Annotated in this window: 13 protein-coding genes; 1 reads left to right on the forward strand and 12 read right to left on the reverse strand. The window is 42.8% G+C overall.

The window, feature by feature from the left end; all coding sequences use genetic code 11:
- Position 1: 1 nt before the first annotated feature.
- The 9 genes from OP864_RS01605 to OP864_RS01645 all read right to left on the reverse strand — a co-directional run bounded on the left by OP864_RS01605 (position 2) and on the right by OP864_RS01645 (position 12,199).
- Positions 2-520, reverse strand: a complete 519-nt coding sequence (locus tag OP864_RS01605) for a hypothetical protein (RefSeq protein ID WP_270099566.1) — start codon at positions 518-520, stop codon at positions 2-4.
- 50 nt (positions 521-570) lie between these two features.
- On the reverse strand, positions 571-2,883 hold the full coding sequence (locus OP864_RS01610; RefSeq protein ID WP_270099567.1) for a TIGR03986 family type III CRISPR-associated RAMP protein: 2,313 nt from the start codon (positions 2,881-2,883) through the stop codon (positions 571-573).
- A 1-nt stretch (position 2,884) separates the two neighbouring features.
- Entirely contained in the window at positions 2,885-3,454 is a 570-nt protein-coding gene (locus OP864_RS01615; RefSeq protein ID WP_270099568.1) for a TIGR04423 family type III CRISPR-associated protein, read from the reverse strand.
- Positions 3,455-3,635: 181 nt separating this feature from the next.
- The gene (locus OP864_RS01620; protein ID WP_270099569.1) at positions 3,636-5,207 is read right to left on the reverse strand and encodes an RAMP superfamily CRISPR-associated protein; all 1,572 of its coding nucleotides are present in this window, start codon (positions 5,205-5,207) and stop codon (positions 3,636-3,638) included.
- A gap of 81 nt (positions 5,208-5,288) precedes the next feature.
- A complete protein-coding gene (locus OP864_RS01625) occupies positions 5,289-6,884 on the reverse strand; it encodes an RAMP superfamily CRISPR-associated protein (RefSeq protein WP_270099570.1) in 1,596 nt (531 codons plus the stop codon).
- A 1-nt stretch (position 6,885) separates the two neighbouring features.
- Positions 6,886-7,566: an RAMP superfamily CRISPR-associated protein gene (locus OP864_RS01630; protein WP_270099571.1), complete on the reverse strand. Its 681-nt coding sequence runs from the start codon at positions 7,564-7,566 to the stop codon at positions 6,886-6,888.
- Positions 7,567-7,574: 8 nt separating this feature from the next.
- A complete protein-coding gene (locus OP864_RS01635; RefSeq protein WP_270099572.1) occupies positions 7,575-9,098 on the reverse strand; it encodes a Cas10/Cmr2 second palm domain-containing protein in 1,524 nt (507 codons plus the stop codon).
- 4 nt (positions 9,099-9,102) lie between these two features.
- Positions 9,103-9,858 carry a retron system putative HNH endonuclease gene (locus tag OP864_RS01640; RefSeq protein ID WP_270099573.1) on the reverse strand — a complete coding sequence of 252 codons (756 nt, stop codon included), beginning with the start codon at positions 9,856-9,858 and terminating at the stop codon, positions 9,103-9,105.
- A 1-nt stretch (position 9,859) separates the two neighbouring features.
- The gene (locus OP864_RS01645) at positions 9,860-12,199 is read right to left on the reverse strand and encodes an AAA family ATPase (protein WP_270099574.1); all 2,340 of its coding nucleotides are present in this window, start codon (positions 12,197-12,199) and stop codon (positions 9,860-9,862) included.
- Positions 12,200-12,687: 488 nt separating this feature from the next.
- On the opposite strand from OP864_RS01645, the gene OP864_RS01650 reads away from it, so the two are divergent.
- Positions 12,688-13,605 (forward strand): hypothetical protein, encoded by a 918-nt coding sequence (locus tag OP864_RS01650; protein ID WP_270099575.1) that lies wholly within the window; start codon positions 12,688-12,690, stop codon positions 13,603-13,605.
- Between the two features lie 232 nt (positions 13,606-13,837).
- On the opposite strand, the gene OP864_RS01655 is transcribed toward OP864_RS01650, so the two are convergent.
- The 3 genes from OP864_RS01655 to OP864_RS01665 all read right to left on the reverse strand — a co-directional run bounded on the left by OP864_RS01655 (position 13,838) and on the right by OP864_RS01665 (position 17,879).
- Positions 13,838-15,142, reverse strand: coding sequence for an HTTM domain-containing protein (locus OP864_RS01655; RefSeq protein ID WP_270099576.1), 1,305 nt, complete (start codon positions 15,140-15,142; stop codon positions 13,838-13,840).
- Positions 15,129-16,175, reverse strand: coding sequence for an imelysin family protein (locus tag OP864_RS01660; protein WP_270099577.1), 1,047 nt, complete (start codon positions 16,173-16,175; stop codon positions 15,129-15,131). The genes OP864_RS01655 and OP864_RS01660 overlap by 14 nt, the downstream gene beginning before the upstream one ends.
- Positions 16,176-16,487: 312 nt before the next feature.
- The gene (locus tag OP864_RS01665; protein ID WP_270099578.1) at positions 16,488-17,879 is read right to left on the reverse strand and encodes a di-heme oxidoreductase family protein; all 1,392 of its coding nucleotides are present in this window, start codon (positions 17,877-17,879) and stop codon (positions 16,488-16,490) included.
- Positions 17,880-17,906: the final 27 nt, after the last annotated feature.

The following is a 17,906-nucleotide window of genomic DNA, read 5'->3' on the forward strand; positions in this document are numbered from 1 at the left end:
ATTAAAGTTGGTCCAAGGCGGCTTGCAGTAGGGGTTTGATGGTCTCCCAATCCTCATTTTTCAGCTTATCGAAGCGATGGCGCAGGCTAGCATAATGGCTACCGAGCAGAATCGTGGGGCGAATAAAGGGGAGTTGGAGGATAGCCGCTAGGGCATTGCCGTCTTGTTTATGAATAATTTTTTTGAGTTCTTTTTTGATGAATTTCCGATGGTTGAGCAGTTGTTCGGCCTGTAGTAGGGCCAGGGTATTATGCTTATCGGAGTTCATAAAATCGTTGAGGGTATGGGCGGGAATCCCCTCAAACTGGCTACGATTGATAAAGCTGAGGGCCAAAAAATGGCGACAATTTTTGAGCTGGCTTTTAGAGGCAACGGTTCGGGGCTGGTAGTTGGGGTCGGCATATCGCTCGGGGATCCCTTGGCGGTGTTTCCATACCCGAATCGTTGTCTCTTTAAGGCCAAACTTCTTTTGTAGCTTTCTGGCTAGCTCTTCGTTGTAGCTGATGTATTTCTTCGCCATAGTGGTATTTTTTATGTGTTTCAATACTTGTATGGTTGAAGATAGGGAAATTATTTGGAGAGGCCCAAAATTTCTTTCGCCCAGTTTTCGGCGGTGTTAGAGTCGCCTAGCCAGTTGCTGAGTTCTCTACAAAGCGGCGTTTGCTTTGCTTTTTTCTTGCGATTCATAAAGCTATTTTTCTCTTTACTGCTTTCAGCATTTGAGTAAGCGTGAATCAATGCCTGTTTAAGCTCCTCCCAGTATTCCTCAGGAAGCAGGTCGACTTCTAATCCCTTAAGGAAAAGATTGACCTTAGAGCGAATTGGCCCAAACTCAGTTTCTCCTTTTACAGGGTCTAAGCCCTGACTAGCTGCTTGTTCTCGTTTTATGGCTAATCGTTTTTTCTCCTCTGCTTCTTTCTCTAGGCGATCGGCCTCCAGCTCTAGTTGATTTATATGAACACCTAATTGTTCCTTTTTACGTCTTAACTCAGCAAGTAGTTTTTCTCTTCGTTGTTCTAGGCCAAGAGGAACAACACCTTCTCCTAAAGACTCCAACTCATCAAATTCGTCAGCAATAACGGAGTAACGATTAAGCCCCTCTTTTGCATTTTTAGCTTTGGTAAATTCATTGTCCTCAGATCCTCGACCAAGCTTCATATACTCTAATTCATTAGAGCGAATATCAGTAAACTTTGCCATAGTCAATAGCTCTTTAATAGGCTCACTATATAGCCATTTATCATCTACCTGCCGCATACAACTTTCAAAGCTGCGCATAGCGGCCAGGGCTTGCTCCTGCCCTGCTTCTAAACGAGCGCTGACCTTTATTGCTCCCAAGCCCAATGGTTTTCCCATACCAATCTGATGAAAGTATTCCCCCTGACTATTATGAAAAGTTAAAGCTGATAAAATAGCGCCTAGCTCTACCAAGCGAAGATTGTGGTAGTAGATGCGGCCTTTAAACTTATTGCCAGTATCTAAAGGATTAAATAAAGTGTCAATATTATCATTTTTATCCTCAGACTTCATCGAAGCAGCTACAAATTCTTTTAAGGGATAACGCTTTCGCCCCGCTAAACGAGCCTTAGAATCATCATAAGTAGCATACACTCCCCTTTTCAGTTTTCCGTTAGTGTTAAGATCCTGTTCTAGATATGTTGGGTAATAAGAAGCCTTTGGACTAGACAAAACGGTTCTTATGTTCTTGTAGTACCGCTTCAAATCCCCCTCATGCCAGAGATGACCTACTTGCACACGGCCCTTTATTTCCTGATATTGAGCTGCGTCTTCGGTCAAATTTGGCACCCAACCAAAGATACATTCTGCCAAATCAAACTTGCCTAAATTAGCCAAACTGTCTGTGGTGTCTAAGGCTGCGACATCATACTTATAAGGAAGCTTATAGAGATATGAAATCCCCATATGAATAATTTCTCCAGCTCTGTTTACATTATAAAACACAGGGATTTTACCTTTTTCAACTCCCTTCCCTTCTAGTACAGCTGACCAATGCTTCCAGTCCTCTGTTTGACGATCAACATCATGATCAAAATAAGCTTGCTTAAAGCTCTTGATTACTTTTCTATCTACAAGGACTCTTGAGCGTCCTTGATCAAAGAAGATAAATTCCTTGCCTTTGCCTGTACTTCTTTGTCCCTTGCTTTCTTTACGTAAACCGGGTTGACCTGTAAAAACAAGGACGCCATTCATACCTCTAGGGTCATTATTTCCCCCTAGAGCATAGCCCTTACCTGCAGGCACAAAAGTATGTGTTGTTTTAGCAGCACCTGTTTGAGAAAAGTTTTCATACTTAAAACGAGCTGCTTTATGACTATCATTATTTCTATCATAAAGACGATTTTTTGTCCTCCCCGCCACAAAATACTCCACCATATCTGTCCCAAAAAGATCATCAATATTAGCAAAGCTAATCCGTCCAGGCTCGCCACAAGGCGTTATATAGTAGTCCTCACCATCTTTCTTTAACCAACCTGCTTGAATCGGACGATTCTCCTGACGAATCTGATTCATATACAGTTGCTTGTTATTCAAATCTCTAAAAGCAAATTGATGTTGATTAAACACCCCCAACTTGCTATAACTCATGATCTCCACAACAGAACGCAACATCCCCTTAAAAGAGGTCGCGGGAATCAGATGACGGCCATTATAATTAGAAAAACTAAGCGGACTATTTGCTGTGCGCTGCCCCAATTGCCCATCCGCAATAAAAATAGGCGTTCTAGACTCTACTTCAATCTCAATAAATCCAGACTGCCCATCACTAAAAGGCTGGTCCTGACTAATATACGGACTCCAATCTGGGTAATACACCTTTCTATTTAAAGGCACAAAATTGTATGCTGCTTTAATTGTACTCATCTTATTGTTTGTTTTCAGGTTTTGTAAATCCAGCAAAAGCCCATACGTATGGACGATATTCCTTTACAGTAGCTGTTGTATCTTCTTGAAAATCATCCTTCACTACCCAACAAGCACTCTCTTCCAATTTCCAAATTTCATACATAAAAACAGGATTAGATTTTCCCTTTTGCTCCTTCCACTTGTGCTCCACCTTCAGATAAGGTACTCCTAACTCTAATTTCAGCTTCTTTTTTTTCTTTTCATCCTCTTTCTTCCCTTTCGCTTCCTCTTTTTTTCTCTCTTCCCCCTCTTTTTGCTCCTTCTTCTCAACCAAAACAGCTGCACCCAAATCAATGGCGGCTACCTCATAAGCCCCATTCAAAAAGCGGATACTTAAGCTCAAATCTTGCTCTTTCAAATAAAAGGCGCCTTCTACCACAAAAGGATGCAAGCCCTTAGGCCAAGCAGGAACCTCTTTATAGTGGTCTGCTTTCTGTCGATTTGACCACCATAAGTAGCCCTCACATTTTTGGCCAACATACTGCTCCCAATCTTCAGCCTTAATGGCTGTATATATTTTTGTACTCATCTTTGCTTTTCTATTCTTGATCTAATAATGATTTGGGCGGCCCCCTTCGGGGCGCTATGTCCGTGGGCTCGCTATTCGCTCGGCCCTGCAGCCGCCTTTGGCGGCTTGGGTCTGGCCCTGCGGGCCACCCACTACCAGCGCTGCCGCTTTAGCGGGCCTTCGGCCCGCTCTTTAAGGGCAATTAAGCCTCGGTAGTTTGGATCTCGCCCTTCATTCGGCCATGTCCACGCATTACACCTCCACCTAAGGGCAAATGCCCGCTCACTAAGTCCTTGAGCGCTGCCTCAAAAGCCTGCTGAATCAGAGGATCACCCTCAAAGGCTGCCTTTTCTACATATAAATCAAGTCGGATTCCTTCTTTTAAGGCCAAGACCTCTTCAGAATAAAGCGCTTGATCCAATGCTCCAGCCGTAAAGCGGTCTATAGCTACATGGTTGAAGATCTTAATCTCGGCCTTAGACTGCTCTACATATATATCAGATAACAATAAGCGGCCTCGCTGTCCCTGTTGAATAGATCGGCCTTCTATATTCTCTATTTTTGCAGCCAGACCAAAGAGAGCCTTTACCGCCTTGTTAATATCTTCATTGTCGATCTGAGAATTGCTGTCTTGCTCTGGCGCCAATTGTTGTTCAACCTTAAGTAGATCCTCCATCATTTTATTCGCCTCTTCTACACTACTTATTAGCTCTACATTTTGCTTCAAAAAGACTTCTATCTGATCTAACTGGTCTTGCTGCGGATCTGCATACACTTTTTTAGCCTTAGCTAAATGATAAACAAATCGATGCGCAATAGCCCCCTTAATAGAAGTAGCAGGAAGCAAATAAAAGGTCGCCTCTCTTAATTGATCTTCTTTTGTCCATGCAATAGCTGTTTCTACCTTAGGGGTAAAATCAGGCAACTGATCTTGCTCTCCAGCTGTCAACAAAAGCTTTTTGGCCAAACTTAAATTAAAATCTCCACCAAAAAGGACAAAGTCCTCAGCCTCTAGCTGCAACTGATAATGCTTAAGTTCATTATAGTCCAAAGTAGCCAAACTACGCTTATTATACAGTGCTGTAGGATGCTTATCTAAACAAGCCGAGGTTTGAAGATAACGATCCATATCTTCCTCTTGGCTAAGGTCTAACTGACGCTCATAAAGCGCAACGAGCTTCATTTGACCAAAGCCTTTGCGACTCCCAGCCCCCAAACGGAACAAAGGATGTTGTAATAACTGAAGAACTTCCTCCCAGGCAGCAGAATCCTCCTGTTCGGGCCAAAAACTAATCTGACAAGCAAAACGACTGCCCTTGGGCAATAACTCCGAGTCAAACTTTCCATGGTTTTCCTTATCCGCTACTCCCCTATGGTTAATGCGGACATGCTCTCTAAATTGTGTGCGATAATGCTGGTCCAAAGGCGCCTTCAGTTCATGAATAGCTTTTACCCCATCAGCAACCCGCCACTGGCTAGCCTCTTGGCCTAAAACCAAATGCATAGAAGAGAATTCTATACGACTTCCCGTTTTATCACTTTCTAACGCATTAGCCGCAGATCCAAAGATAGTAGATGTTGTTTTTCCCTCTACCTCTTGATGCAAATGACGGAGGACTCCCGCCAAACTTGTAGCTGGGATATAAGGAATTTGAAAGGCATCTCTTAAAATAGGATTATCCTGTATACCTTCTCTATGGCCTGTGCCCACTCTTAAAGGACTAGCCGCCTCTAAAATGACAAAAGCTTGATAACAATATTTTCGATTAGACATAAGTTCAGATGATTTAGGATAGAGCGCTTAATAGATATATGCGCCCATCAACAAAAAAGAATAATGGACATAGCCCGAAGCCTAATAGACCACTTTCTTTGCCTCTGCATTAGCTAATAATAAAAGGAACTCTCGGGCTTGCTCTCCAGATAAACCACTCTTCACCTCATCTTCTAAGCCTTTCACTAAAGTGTTACTCCAAGTTTTTTTCCGACTAGCTGTTCGGAGAAAGCCAAAATTATCGTCAAATAAAATCTTCTCTAGCTCTGACTTTCGGCTAAAATGTGTAACTAGGTTGCGAACCTGCCCCCATTGGCTGGCAGAAATAACTTCCAAATATTTCAAGTAATTCCTTCTAAAGCTTTCAACTCTTTTGCTTAACTGACGACTTGAACTATGATCCAGTTGCTCTTGCTCTAATAAGTCGACTAGCAGTTCATCCCCTGCCCCTATTTCTACAAAAGCAGTTGTTTCTATAAGTTCTACTTTATCTTCTTGTTTATGAATTTGAAAGGATTGTTGTTCCAAAAACTCACTTCTAGTCAAAGGCTCAGAATCCTTAGAAGCCCTTAACTCAGCGGCTGACTTTACACCAATATGTTTCGCATTCAAAAAGCTAGGATTAACCAACAACTTACCAAACCCCTCTGCCTGGAATCCTCCCAACCAAATGATTTTAGGCAATAGCTTCGCTTTTTCTGATAATTCAATAAAAAAAACAGAGCCCTTATCTAAAAGCCAGCGATCAGCATCTCTAGCATTTCGATAGGCATTCCATGGAGAATAAACTGTTGAGCTCATATAATTTGCAGACAAACAGATTTTAGCGCCCTTGTCTTCAATCCCAAGCGCATCCAAGATAACATCTAACTGAGGCTCTGCCGTAACCTGCCCATCCTTAATAAAGGCCACCCTACTTTCTGCGTAGAGCGCCACCAGCTTTTTAGAGGCCAAACCTTCAATAGATATCTCATAAGGTTCAATGAGCTCTTCTTTTTGTATTGAGGCATCCCCATAAGGAACAATATCTACCTGCCCAAACTCAGCAGATCTAGACTTTCCTAAACGTTTACTTTTACCTCTTGCAAAAAAGCTCTGCACAAAGCTGATTAAATCTTTTTCTTCCTCTGCTATCTCAATATCAAAAAGCCATTTACTTCCTTTAGGTAAGGCTTCATAATTATACATTTGCCCATCCTTTGAGCGTCTTTTATTGCGATCATAAGCCGTTTTGATCGTTAGTTTCTTATCTAAATTTAGAGAATGAAAGATCCCTTTCTCCTCCTGATAGATAATATATTCTTTACGCATTTGCTTGAGCTGTACAGGCGGCTCTTCCCTCAATGTCTTCCGAGTATACTCATCCAACAGAAAATCAAGATAAACATCCGACTTATTTGTCTTTTTATTGAAGAAACAACGAGGCACTTTTAAACACTGCTGCGAAGTTTCTACCATAGGATGTGCATCTCCTACTCTAATCTTTGTGCTACCTATAGCTTGTAAAGCCTGAATCAGCTGCTCATCTTCTCTTCGATAAGCTTCCTGAATAAGCATACCCCAAAATTTACTTCCAGGAATATAATCTAAAGTTTCGCTTACTGAAGCCGTTGCACTACTTGCATTAAGTATAACGTCTGACAAAAAGCGACATTGAAATGATAGTTTAACAAACATATTATTTTTGGGATTTTAGGATAGTAAAAGCAATTCTTCCAAGACCACGATGACGACTTTGTCCCATAGACTTTATAGCCTGTAGTACCTTTGTCAACTGTTCAACATCCTCTTCAGCCACATTATCTATAACACCATAAACAGATAGCGGTATACAAACTTCTATTGTTCGTAGACTTGTATTTTTAGCAATTCCATTCTGGCCATCAATAGCCGTTGAACTAATTCTTTGGAAAAGACGCGCCTGACGTTTCGACCCTTCATTTAATAAGCTATCAGCTAGAAACTTACTTAAGTAGGCATTACTAAAAAAAGCCTGTTGCTGATAATGAACTAAAGACTCTAGAGTTTCAACTTCTTCAGACTTAGCTGCTTCATCCAATGCCTTAAATGCTGCCGTTTTCTCCTGCTCTGTTTTTGCCTCAATTAACTGACTTCGACGCTCTTGGTCATTATAACCAAAGACTCTATCCATAAAGGCCTGATCAAAACCACTATACTCATTATCTACTAAAAGCTGAGCCGCATCTCTAATAATCCCCTTTAAGGTTCTTCCAGGTACATAAGGTAGTCCGTTCTCATCTTTAATTGTTGTAGCATCCATATCTGCCCCTACGGATAAACCAGAGCCTAAATGCCAGTTAGAAAAGAACTGCAACTCATATTTAATCGATTGATACATATCTGAGTTTATTTATTGTTGTTTGGAATATAGTTATCAATAGCCTTCAGGGCCAACAAGTCATAAGCCCCCTTTAGAATATCCTTGCTATTTTCTCTTCCAAGAGAAGAGTCCAGCTGCATAAGTTGTGAATAATATAATTGGAAGATTCGCTCTAGCTCTAAACTTAGCTGACTTTCTGAAAGATGATTTAATTGCCCCAAAACCTTTCTTATTCGGCTGAAGAGGACTTGCATCTGAGGGTCTTTTTCATTCTTGAGTAGATGATAACGCTTTAATAAAGTATCTAGAAAAATGCCCTCCTCATTACTTTTGAGCTCTTTAATAAAGTAGGGTTGTGGACTAATTAAATCTGCTGACTGTATTTCTTCCGTCCGAATCCCCCCCGCATAAGAGCGAATAAATGATGTTTCTACTTTATGAAAGCTGATGGAAGCAGGCGTTGTTCTTAAATTCTTATCCCTTGATTTACTCTTAGCATAAGTACAAAGATCCTTGGCCAACTTAAAGCCATAATGAAAGGGATATTTTGACTTTATATAGGCTATACCAGCACAAGCCGTGAGACGCTCATCTATTTTTTGCTTTGTCTTTTCCTCAAATGCTCTAAGGTAGGTCTCACAAAAGAAAAGAGCATAGCGCGCCTGTATCACCACAACTAAATCATCCCCTCCACAAATAATAGGGCGAAGCGGTAGTTTGTATTTGCCAGTCTCTTTGTCTATCTCTAATTCCCCTCCTTCTTCTAAATAGGATACAAGTTCATCCTTTGCCTTTTCAAATGCTTTGATATTAGCTTTATCTAAGCCCTCTGAAAAATCGCAACTAGCCTTTTGATAACCTCCTGGATTCGCCTCTCTCTCCTTTAAAAGACGTGGAATTTTAATTCCCAAATCATTGCCATCTGCATAAATAACAGCTAACCAGTTATCCTCCCGACGACTAATTGCAGCAAACTCTCGCAAGAATATATAGCGACTATCCTTCCCCAAGAGTTTTTCCTCTAAAGGAGTAAGACCTTTTGACTCAACTATTGCTCTCTTTTTTAACTGCCCATTATCTAATAACTCTTGCTTCTCATAAGCTTTAACTGGGTTTCCTGTCTGTGGTGCACGAGCCGCAATCATCCAGCCCTCTGTATTTGGCCGCCCAATAAATGCCCGCTTTTGCACTAAAGCCTGCTCTGATCGGCTATAGTGCTCTTCTTTGAAAGCTCCATCTACTAAGACAACCGACTGACTCAGTTGTAAGCCTGGCGCTTCTTGACTAACGTATATCGGCATATACTGACAAAGCTTTTCACAAGCCGCCAAATCATCAAATAGATATTTGATCTTTCCAGCCGCAGCTACAATCAAATTTTCTTTTTTAAAATCAACGCCCAAATAAGCTAGGGCCTCTTCTAATGCGTCTGGAGTAGATAATTGCTCCACTAACTCACTGGCTCCAGCAATCTCTTTGAGCTTATTCGTCTGAAAGATAAAAGACTGTATGCCCTGCACCGAAGCCGAGTATAAATATTTTTTTGACATTTGTTTAGATGTAATGTGGGTTTAAAAATTTCTTCCCATAGTTGGGACTTGATTCCAATAAAATATGTTCAAAAAGGTAAACTATGACATTAAAAAACTGTGCTGCGGCATGTTCTTCTTTCCACATAGTTATAAACCTCCTGTATGCCCCTTCTAATTCCGTTTGAGTCTTTCCTTTCATTTGATTCCTTACGGTATTAAACACTGTGTATCTAGAAGAACAAAGATCTTCTATATTTAAATTTAATATTTCATCAAGCTCTTTATCAACACCAGTATCTCCAGATTTAATATATAAATACTTATTTACTGATACAAATGTTAATTTCATATGCTCATAAAAACCTACTTTATCTAAACTAGGGTTCAGAATACTTTTAAAATTTTCGCCCCCCTTATAATTGTCGCAAGATCCCACCTCTCGACCTTTAGCATGTTTACCAAAAGAACACGACCCAAACAAGTTTGAATAATTAAGTGCCTCTGATTTATAGTCATATTTTGACAGAAAATGCTCTACAGATAACTTTACTGCTATATTTCCATGCTCCTCTTTCTGTTTGATTATTCTCATACAATAACAACATAAACTATGTTGGTCCTTTAAAAGATCTTTACATAACTCCTTAAATCTATTCTTATTACCTTTTCCATAAAATTTCTCATACTGTTCTTTACCTGGTTGTTCAAAAAAAGATTCATCCTTATCTTTCTTATAGTTTTCTAAGGCTTCACAACTAGTCTTCCCTACATGCAACATACTATTTAAAATTAAATATAAATTCAATCTCTTTCCCAATCAAATAATCATCATCAAGTGGCAAGTATTCTTTTAACTTTTCTAAGCATTTTCTTGCACCTTTTAAATCTTCATTAACTATACAAGAGGCCATTTTTTTCATTTCTAATATAACATATTTAGGATAACTTGCTAAGTATGATAATCTTTCATACAATCGATCTATTTTGATGCCTTGTATATTCGACTCTTTTATTACTTCATCTATAGAAATTAAAAACACTGCTACATCTGAGGGCTTTATACTCTTAGGATTTAGGCGATTAACCACCAAAGGCGAATGTGTAGTCACTATAAAACGAGCACGATTAAACTTCTCTACTAAGATATTTAAGACTCTAGTTTGCCAAAGAGGGTGCAAAAAGAGATCTATTTCATCAATAAAAATAATTCCCTCTTGTGTTTCAAAACCTTCACTATAATCATAATGCTCTGCATAACGTATAACTAAATGTCCCACCCAAATAAAGACAGACTTATAGCCCTGACTCAGACGACTAAAAGAAATCACTTGTTCCTTTAATTCCTCATCATCATCTTCTGATTTGGATGCTCCAAGCTTAACCCATAAAGTGTCTTTATTGGCTGCATTAAAAGAAACTTCCCGACCTATAATCTTGCTCATCAACTTAAAGACTAAGTCAGATGCTTTCTTATACCCATCTCGCTTTCTTTGACTAATTTTCTTTTTCGTGAGATCCTCCTCCCGCTCAATACTTTCTTCTAAGTTTAGCCCTTCATTATGCGTAATCATCAACCAGCGTTTCAGCTCTTCCAACTTATTATCCCCCTCTTCAGTAATCAAGTTTTCTAAATCGGAGATAGTAGAACGCCCTTGATAATTTTTTGCACCAGCCTGTTCTTCTTTTTTAGTTGACAAAGGGCGAGTACGTCCTTGCGCAAAGCCTAATATTGGTATAGGAAATTCTCGTCCATTAAGAAGTCTAAACTTCTCTACTTTTTCCTCAGCCTCATCGTCTTCAATCGGCTCTTCATGAGGTTTAAATAGTATTCGATGTACGTGCTTTCGTTTTTCTTCTTTAGTTCTCGAACTAAAACACAACTCAATCGATCCATCAAGAGCTAATATTTCTTTATATGAAGATGCCTTTATAGTTTTCTCAACTCTATCTACTCTCAACCAACCTTTTAAAGGCTCCCTTGCTTCTAGCTGATAAACACCTGTAAGGGCTAATGCAATACTTCTTAAAATAGTCGTCTTTCCAGAACCATTCAGTCCAAGAAAACAACTAACTCGATGACTTAAATCTATCTCTAGCTCTTCAAAATGACCAATATTTTTTAAGGATAAGGACTCTAACGTCACCCCTTTTATCGCTTTATCTGAAACTTTGCCTCCTTCCCTAAAAAAAGGTATACCTACTTTATAGCGATAATATTCCCAATCCTCTTTTTCTGTTTTTAGCTTTAAATCTCCTCCCCCTGCAAGAAGCCCATAGTTAATTGCATTAAAATCTGCCTTCTCTAAAAAGGATAATATGCCCTTTGCTGGCTCAGAATGATAAGTATATTCTTTCTTCCACTCCCCATTTCTAACTTGAACAGCTCCTATTGTCTTGGCTATTTTAGCAGCTATTGAAAGAGACTTATCTTTGCCACTATTCTTATCTCTGCTCTCATCCTTATCTTCTTCTTTAGATCGAATAACTAAGCGTTCCCGTTCCGTCCGTGTATTGATTTCATAAAAACACTCTGGCTCTTCTGAGTTTTCCTTCCTTTTTTTATTCTTCCAAAAGGAAATCTTCAGCTCATCTGGCTGCTGACCAACTGTACTTACATAAAAATAGTATTTGTAAATGAGGTCATCTTTTTCAGATTGCTCTACCTTCTCTACTAAGGCACTAATGATTTCTCCAAAGCGTTCGGAAGGCTTGAGTCTAAGGTCTTTTATCCGATCAAATAAACTTGTCCGCCACTTTAGCTTTGACAAAAGTATATCTGATTCCTGAATAGCTAACTCCGAGTTGTGAATAAACCACCACTTATCATAGCCAATACCTGACTGTTGCTCTATTTCTCTCAGAAAAAGCATATCAGCCTTCGACAACAACAAAAACTGCAACTTAGGGTAACTAGCTTTTAGCGCTAAAATCTGTTCATCATAAACAGGCTTAGCGATAGACTCACTATTGGCCCATAATAAACGATGCTCCCCATCCAAATACAGTCCATCCAGCTCCAGGCCACCCAAGGCCTGCACCTTTTCTTTCTGCCAGTTGGTTTCTCGATAACCAAAGCGCTTATTAAAGAGCGCCTTAATCTCTGCTAGTTGCTTAGCCATGCTGTGCTTTTAACCCCAAGCCAACAACAGCCTCCCCCAAAAGGGGGGCTTTACATTTGTTTGGGTCATGGGATAGGTTTACGGTATAATTACGATCTTAAGGTAATAAAAAAAATATAATATTGGGCTTTGGCGCCACTTACTTTGACAGAAAAAAGGGATAAAGAGTACTTACTTGAAGCACTCTCTTTTCCCTAACTTTGCTGGGGCCTCAAGGGGAGGCATTGAGCTGGGGCCAAAGCAAAAAACTAGGCCAAGCGCTAAAGGCCTCATTTTCAATAAATTTATTTTTTAGGCATATATCAAAATTTGATGGGGCTACTCATTTATTGATAGATGCCATTTTTTTAGCCCACAAAAGAATAGGCCCCAAAAATAAGCTTCGCTCAGCTTGGCACAACTTTGGAAAAATCTTTTGCCCTAAGCGCCAAGCAAAGAAGAAAAAAAAATACCTTGGCCCCTCTATTCCTTCTCAAAAAATATAACTTATGTACTATAAGCTTTTTTTCCTGCTCGCTCTGCCGAGCCTGCTCTTCGCCCAACATGATTACCCCCAAAAAGAAATTGAACTCTCCGAACTGGCCCTAAGACTGCAGCAAGAAAGAGATAGCTTCAACCGAAGCTTGCTGGCCCAAAACCTGAAAACCGAACTGCAAAATACTCTGCAAGATACCCAAAGCTATAGCTACCCCTTTGAACAACTAAAAGGAGTCTCCCTCCTCAATGCCCCCGATAAAAGTTTTCGCATCTTTAGCTGGGAGCTATATGTAGATAAAGAGCATTACACCCAATTCGGCTTTATCCAAAAAGCAGATGGCCAACTGTTTTTCCTCAATGATAAGTCCGACGAAATGAGAAGCCCCCAGTTTGGCCGCCTCTCTGCCAATAATTGGTATGGCGCCCTCTATTATAATATACAGCCCTTCGAGTCGAACGGGAAACAGTATTATCTGCTCTTTGGCCGAGATTCTTACTCTTTCTTCGACCGTAGAAAGGTGCTCGATATCCTCTATTTTGACCGAAAAGGAGCCCCCAAGTTTGGCCAAAATATTATCGATATTAAAGATGGCCGTGGCATGAAGCGAACCGTTAGCCGCCATATTGTCCAATACTCCGCCGCCGTCTCCGCTGTGCTCAATTATAATCCCGACCAACAAAAAGTGATCTTCGACCACCTGATTTATGGCCGAGCCGTCCCCGGCGCTCCCGCCTCTAATGTGCCCGACGGTAGCTACTGCGGCCTAGAACTCAAAAAAGGCCGCTGGGTATACATCGATAAGGTCTTTAAAGATGATCCCAATAATGTGCTGGTCAATGACCAAAGCCCAATAGAAATTATGAAGCGAACACCCAAAAAGAAAAGAGAAAGTAATCTCCAAAAGATGTTTGGCAACCGCAAAAAATAATGACAAAGAGCGCCTATCCCCTATCGGATAGGCGCTCTTTTCGTCTATAAAACCCCGCCAAGGGCTGGCTCGGCCCAGCGCTGCGGAGGGGTGGCCGAAGGCCAGACCCAGGGCGAAACGAAGTGAAGCCCGCAGGGCCGAACAGACCTGTGAGCCCCGCAGCATAGCGGCGGCCGACCTAGGCGATAGCCTAGCCGGCCGCGGGCCCCAAATCCCCCTAATATATATGGTCTTATTCTGGAGCAGGAAGCACCCAGTCCCAGTTTTTCCAACCATTTTCCGCCTCCAAAAGGTTGTAGTTGGGGTCAATCAAACGGGCAGATGGCCGCCCATTCCAAGATACCCAGCTCTCCGCATAGATGGCCCGAGCCCCATGCCGCCGCCCCAACTCTTTGGCATAGGCTAAAATCATGTCGGGCTGAAAACGCATCTGCTGCAATTGCCAAGGCTGTAAATCATCCTCCGGATAGAGCAGTTTTTGACGGCCATTTTGATCAATTAAGCGATAATGCAACTGCCCCACTTTCTCGACCAACATGACCCGCCAACTAAAGCGAAATCCCTGCTCCTGCCAACAAACTGGCCCCTCATACAGCAAAAAACGCCAAGGAAATAGCAGTTGCCAACTAAAGAAAATGACCCAAATGGCCGTCTGCAATTTGGGCCAATACAAGCGATAAGGCCGCTCCAAATGCTCCTGCGGCAGATAGATAAAGCGAAAGCGCCCCAATTCCTCTGCCGAGAAGAAAACCAAGGCCGCGCCCATCATGACATAGGGAAACAAGCCAATGGAAAAGAGCATGGCCGTCATCGCATGAAAGAGGATAACAAATAAATAGGCCCAAGGGCGCGTTTTGCGGAAACTCAAGCCAAAAGGAACCAGCAAATCATAGAAAAAACCCGCCCAAGACATCAGGAAAGCCGTAGGTCCCCAAGCCAGAATAGGGCCCAAAATGGGATAGGAAGATCGAGCCGATAACCAAATGCTTAGGGGCTGCGCCCGAAACCACCAGTCGGGCTCTAGCTTGGCTAGGGCCGCATAGATATAGAGTATGGCAATCAGGAACTTGGGCAGGAGGAAGTAGTAGTTGGGCAAATGCCGCCGCCGCAGGCTGGGCCGAAAAAAAGCATCCACAGAAGTATTGCAATGCAAGGGAACAAAACAAAGCAGAAAGGCCAATAAGGACACAAAATAGTAGTGGTTCAAATAAAGGCATTTCTCCCAAAGCTCAAAGTAGGTAAAGAGCAAAAAATAGAGCGCCATGCTCCAGCGATAAAAGGCCCCCAACAAAACCCCCAAGGCCGCCAAAAGCATCAGGCTGTATAGGAAATAGCAAAGCTGCGGAGAAGCCAAAGGCAGCCAGTCCCAGCCCCAAAAACGAAAGTGATAATCGGGCGATAAATAGAAGTCTTCGATCCAACCCTTGGCCCAAAAGCGTATGCCCGACCAAAGAAAAAGAAGCCCCAATACAATGCGAAAAAGCAGAAGGGGAAGAACTTCCCGCTCCTGCTTTAGGTATGCTTTAATCGCCGTCATTGTCGCTAGGTAAGACCGTGATGCCAAAAACAGCCGCCATATCATTGGAGAGTGCCAGGTAAATGGCTCGACTCAAATCATAGAGCGCCTCGACCTGATCGGGTTGGTTCTGCAAAGCAGCCTGCAAATCATCGCCTAGGCTTTCGCAAAGGCTGATGGCGGCCCTCAAATTGGCCAAAAACTGCGCGGGAACCTCATTGCTGCTTTCCGATTCCCAATAGGCTTGCAAATTGGGCCTTCCCAATAAAAAGGCATCTTCCAAACCCTCAAAATTGGCCTTCAATAGGCCTATGCTAAAGTGCGCATCGGGATGTTCAACCGATTCTGGCAGGAAAATCCCATCGTTCTCCTTGCCCAAGGGCTTTCCTAACTTCTTGCGGCTGATCTCCTGGGCCAAGTTAATCATTCCGTTGCTCAGCTCACTAATGGCCGAGCCCAATTCATAACCTTCGGCAGCAGCAAAACGCTGACCCTCCCCCTGATTTTCCCAAATATCCTGCGGTTTTTGCATCTCTAGGGCCAAATGCTGCACCGCCAAACGCAGGTAGTCCGCCCGACGAGCAGAAAAAGGCAACTGCTGACTACTGTCGGCAAATAATAGGTATTCTATAGCCGAAAGGCTTTTGGCATAACTGCTCTGTTGCCGCATATATAGGCTGTCTAGCGTTCGGCTACTATCCGAAATGCTGGCTTCTATAGAACTGCTATTGGCGGGGCTCCGCCCTATGCTCCAATGCAAATATTGGCTTTTCATTTCGCCAAAAACAAAGGGTTCGGCAGCCCCCCAAGCCCTTGCGGCCTGCCGCCAAGCTTCACGAGCATCTGTCAAACTGGCATTGCTGGGCTGCGCCAAAAACAAATTAACCTTAGTGGCTAAGTTGGGGCCCTGGGCCGCTACCTCTTGCCAAGCTGGGGCAATAACTTCTGTTTGCCAAGCTTGCAAAAGGGCCGTTTTATCAAAACTATCTTGCTTGCTACAAGCAAAAAGGAAACAAAGGCTGGTCATAGCCAATAGAGAAGGGAATCGTTTCATATTATATATAGTAGTTTTATTTTTGGGGCCTCCGCTGCGCTACGCTTGCGGCGCTACGTTACAGGGCTCGCTATTCGCTCGGCCCTTCAGCGCTTGTAGCGCTTCGGTCTGGCCTTCGGCCACCCTTTCACATCGCTAGGCCTGCGGCGGCTGCGCCGCCTGCAAGACGCAAGAAGTAGGGCCTAGTTGGCATAGCTCGCAAATCACCCCTCCACATCGGTTACTCCCTTTGGTCGTCGAACGGCGGACTAAAGTCCTTGTTGTGACCTGCGGCGGCTGCGCCGCCTGCAAGACGCAAGAAGTAGGGCCAGATTAAAGAGAGTTTAAAAATTCGAGGACTTGGCTGCGCTCTTCTGCGCTTAGGGCCATAAAGGCATGTTTAGCCGCTTCGGCTTCTCCCCCATGCCAGAGGATGGCCTCTTCTATATTGCGGGCTCGGCCATCATGCAAAAGCTCTGAATGCTCATTAACGGTAGAGATGAGGCCCAAGCCCCAAAGAGGTTGTGTTCGCCACTCTTGTCCATTGGCTAGATAATCGGGGCGGTTATCGGCTAGGCCTGCGCCCATATCATGTAAGAGAAAGTCGCTATAGGGATAAATCTTTTGATTGGACAGAGGGGCCAAGGCATGTACTCCTGTTTCAAAACTTGGACGATGGCAATCGCCGCAGCCCATCTCTAGAAATAATTTTTTGCCTTTAAGGACCCTTTGGTCTTTCCAATCTCTGCGAGCGGGCACGGCCAAGGCCTGCAAATAAAGTTCTACCCGATCTAAGGTCTGATCATCGAGTTCGTAGCCTTGGGCATTATTTCCATTGGGCGCTTGCTGGCAGTCGGTTTGGCCCGGACTACAATTTTGCTCGGGAAAAAGAGAGGAGCTAATGCCCATATCTCCTTGAAAAGCGGCAGTAATCTGTTCTCTTAAAGTGGCTGAATTAGCTTTCCAGCCATAACGGCCCAGCAGTTGTCCATTAGCGCTCGGAATCCAATTGGCCCGTCCAGATACCCCATTTCCATCTATATCTTGTGGATCTTCTAGGGCCAAGATACTCTGTTCGGGAATAGCTTCTATCAGCCCCATCCCCACTAACTGATTAGCCACCCTTGGCGATATTTCTACATCTGCGGCCAAGGGGCCATAGGCTAGTTCTTGTACCCCATAAGTAGGTTTGCGCAACTCATAGCTACTGCCATCGGGGTATTGCCCCTGAATATAATCGTAACTAATGCTAATTTTTCCCTCTGCCGCAACATTGTTAATCCCTTGGTCCTGTAGCTGCCCCCCATAAGAAGGTTCGGGCCAATTTGCAGCCCCTGCCGAAGCGCCGGGCACCGATAAACGAAGCAAAAGGCCATGTCCCAGCTCCCCACTAAAAGCAGGAGAGCGCCCCCGCCCATCTTTAAAATGGCAGGAAGAACAAGCGACCGCATTAAATAATGGGCCTAGGCCATCCCGGGCCGTTGTTGAAGCTGGAGAAGAGACCCAAGATTGATTAAAGAAGGAATTTCCCGTAAAAAAGGCCAATTCGTCCATAGAAGACAAACCAGAAGTTTGAAAACCAAAGGCATTTCGAGAACTATTAAAGACGGTGGTCGCCCCACCGCTATATTCTTCGCCAGCCTCTGCTTGTAAAGGCCCCTCTTCCTTTTTACAGGCTCCTAGGAGCAAGAAAGAAAGGATGATGATGGGCAGTAATTTTTTCATACAAATAGATATAAGGTTGTTCTGCCG

This window comes from Saprospira grandis, assembly GCF_027594745.1.
GTDB classification, from domain to species: Bacteria; Bacteroidota; Bacteroidia; order Chitinophagales; family Saprospiraceae; genus Saprospira; species Saprospira grandis.

Excerpts from the sequence above, each read along its gene's own strand:
- OP864_RS01605 (WP_270099566.1), bottom strand. The coding sequence starts at position 520 with ATGGCGAAGAAATACATCAGCTACAACGAAGAGCTAGCCAGAAAGCTA.
- OP864_RS01610 (WP_270099567.1), bottom strand. The coding sequence starts at position 2,883 with ATGAGTACAATTAAAGCAGCATACAATTTTGTGCCTTTAAATAGAAAG.
- OP864_RS01615 (WP_270099568.1), bottom strand. The coding sequence starts at position 3,454 with ATGAGTACAAAAATATATACAGCCATTAAGGCTGAAGATTGGGAGCAG.
- OP864_RS01620 (WP_270099569.1), bottom strand. The coding sequence starts at position 5,207 with ATGTCTAATCGAAAATATTGTTATCAAGCTTTTGTCATTTTAGAGGCG.
- OP864_RS01625 (WP_270099570.1), bottom strand. The coding sequence starts at position 6,884 with ATGTTTGTTAAACTATCATTTCAATGTCGCTTTTTGTCAGACGTTATA.
- OP864_RS01630 (WP_270099571.1), bottom strand. The coding sequence starts at position 7,566 with ATGTATCAATCGATTAAATATGAGTTGCAGTTCTTTTCTAACTGGCAT.
- OP864_RS01635 (WP_270099572.1), bottom strand. The coding sequence starts at position 9,098 with ATGTCAAAAAAATATTTATACTCGGCTTCGGTGCAGGGCATACAGTCT.
- OP864_RS01640 (WP_270099573.1), bottom strand. The coding sequence starts at position 9,858 with ATGTTGCATGTAGGGAAGACTAGTTGTGAAGCCTTAGAAAACTATAAG.
- OP864_RS01645 (WP_270099574.1), bottom strand. The coding sequence starts at position 12,199 with ATGGCTAAGCAACTAGCAGAGATTAAGGCGCTCTTTAATAAGCGCTTT.
- OP864_RS01650 (WP_270099575.1), top strand. The coding sequence starts at position 12,688 with ATGTACTATAAGCTTTTTTTCCTGCTCGCTCTGCCGAGCCTGCTCTTC.
- OP864_RS01655 (WP_270099576.1), bottom strand. The coding sequence starts at position 15,142 with ATGACGGCGATTAAAGCATACCTAAAGCAGGAGCGGGAAGTTCTTCCC.
- OP864_RS01660 (WP_270099577.1), bottom strand. The coding sequence starts at position 16,175 with ATGAAACGATTCCCTTCTCTATTGGCTATGACCAGCCTTTGTTTCCTT.
- OP864_RS01665 (WP_270099578.1), bottom strand. The coding sequence starts at position 17,879 with ATGAAAAAATTACTGCCCATCATCATCCTTTCTTTCTTGCTCCTAGGA.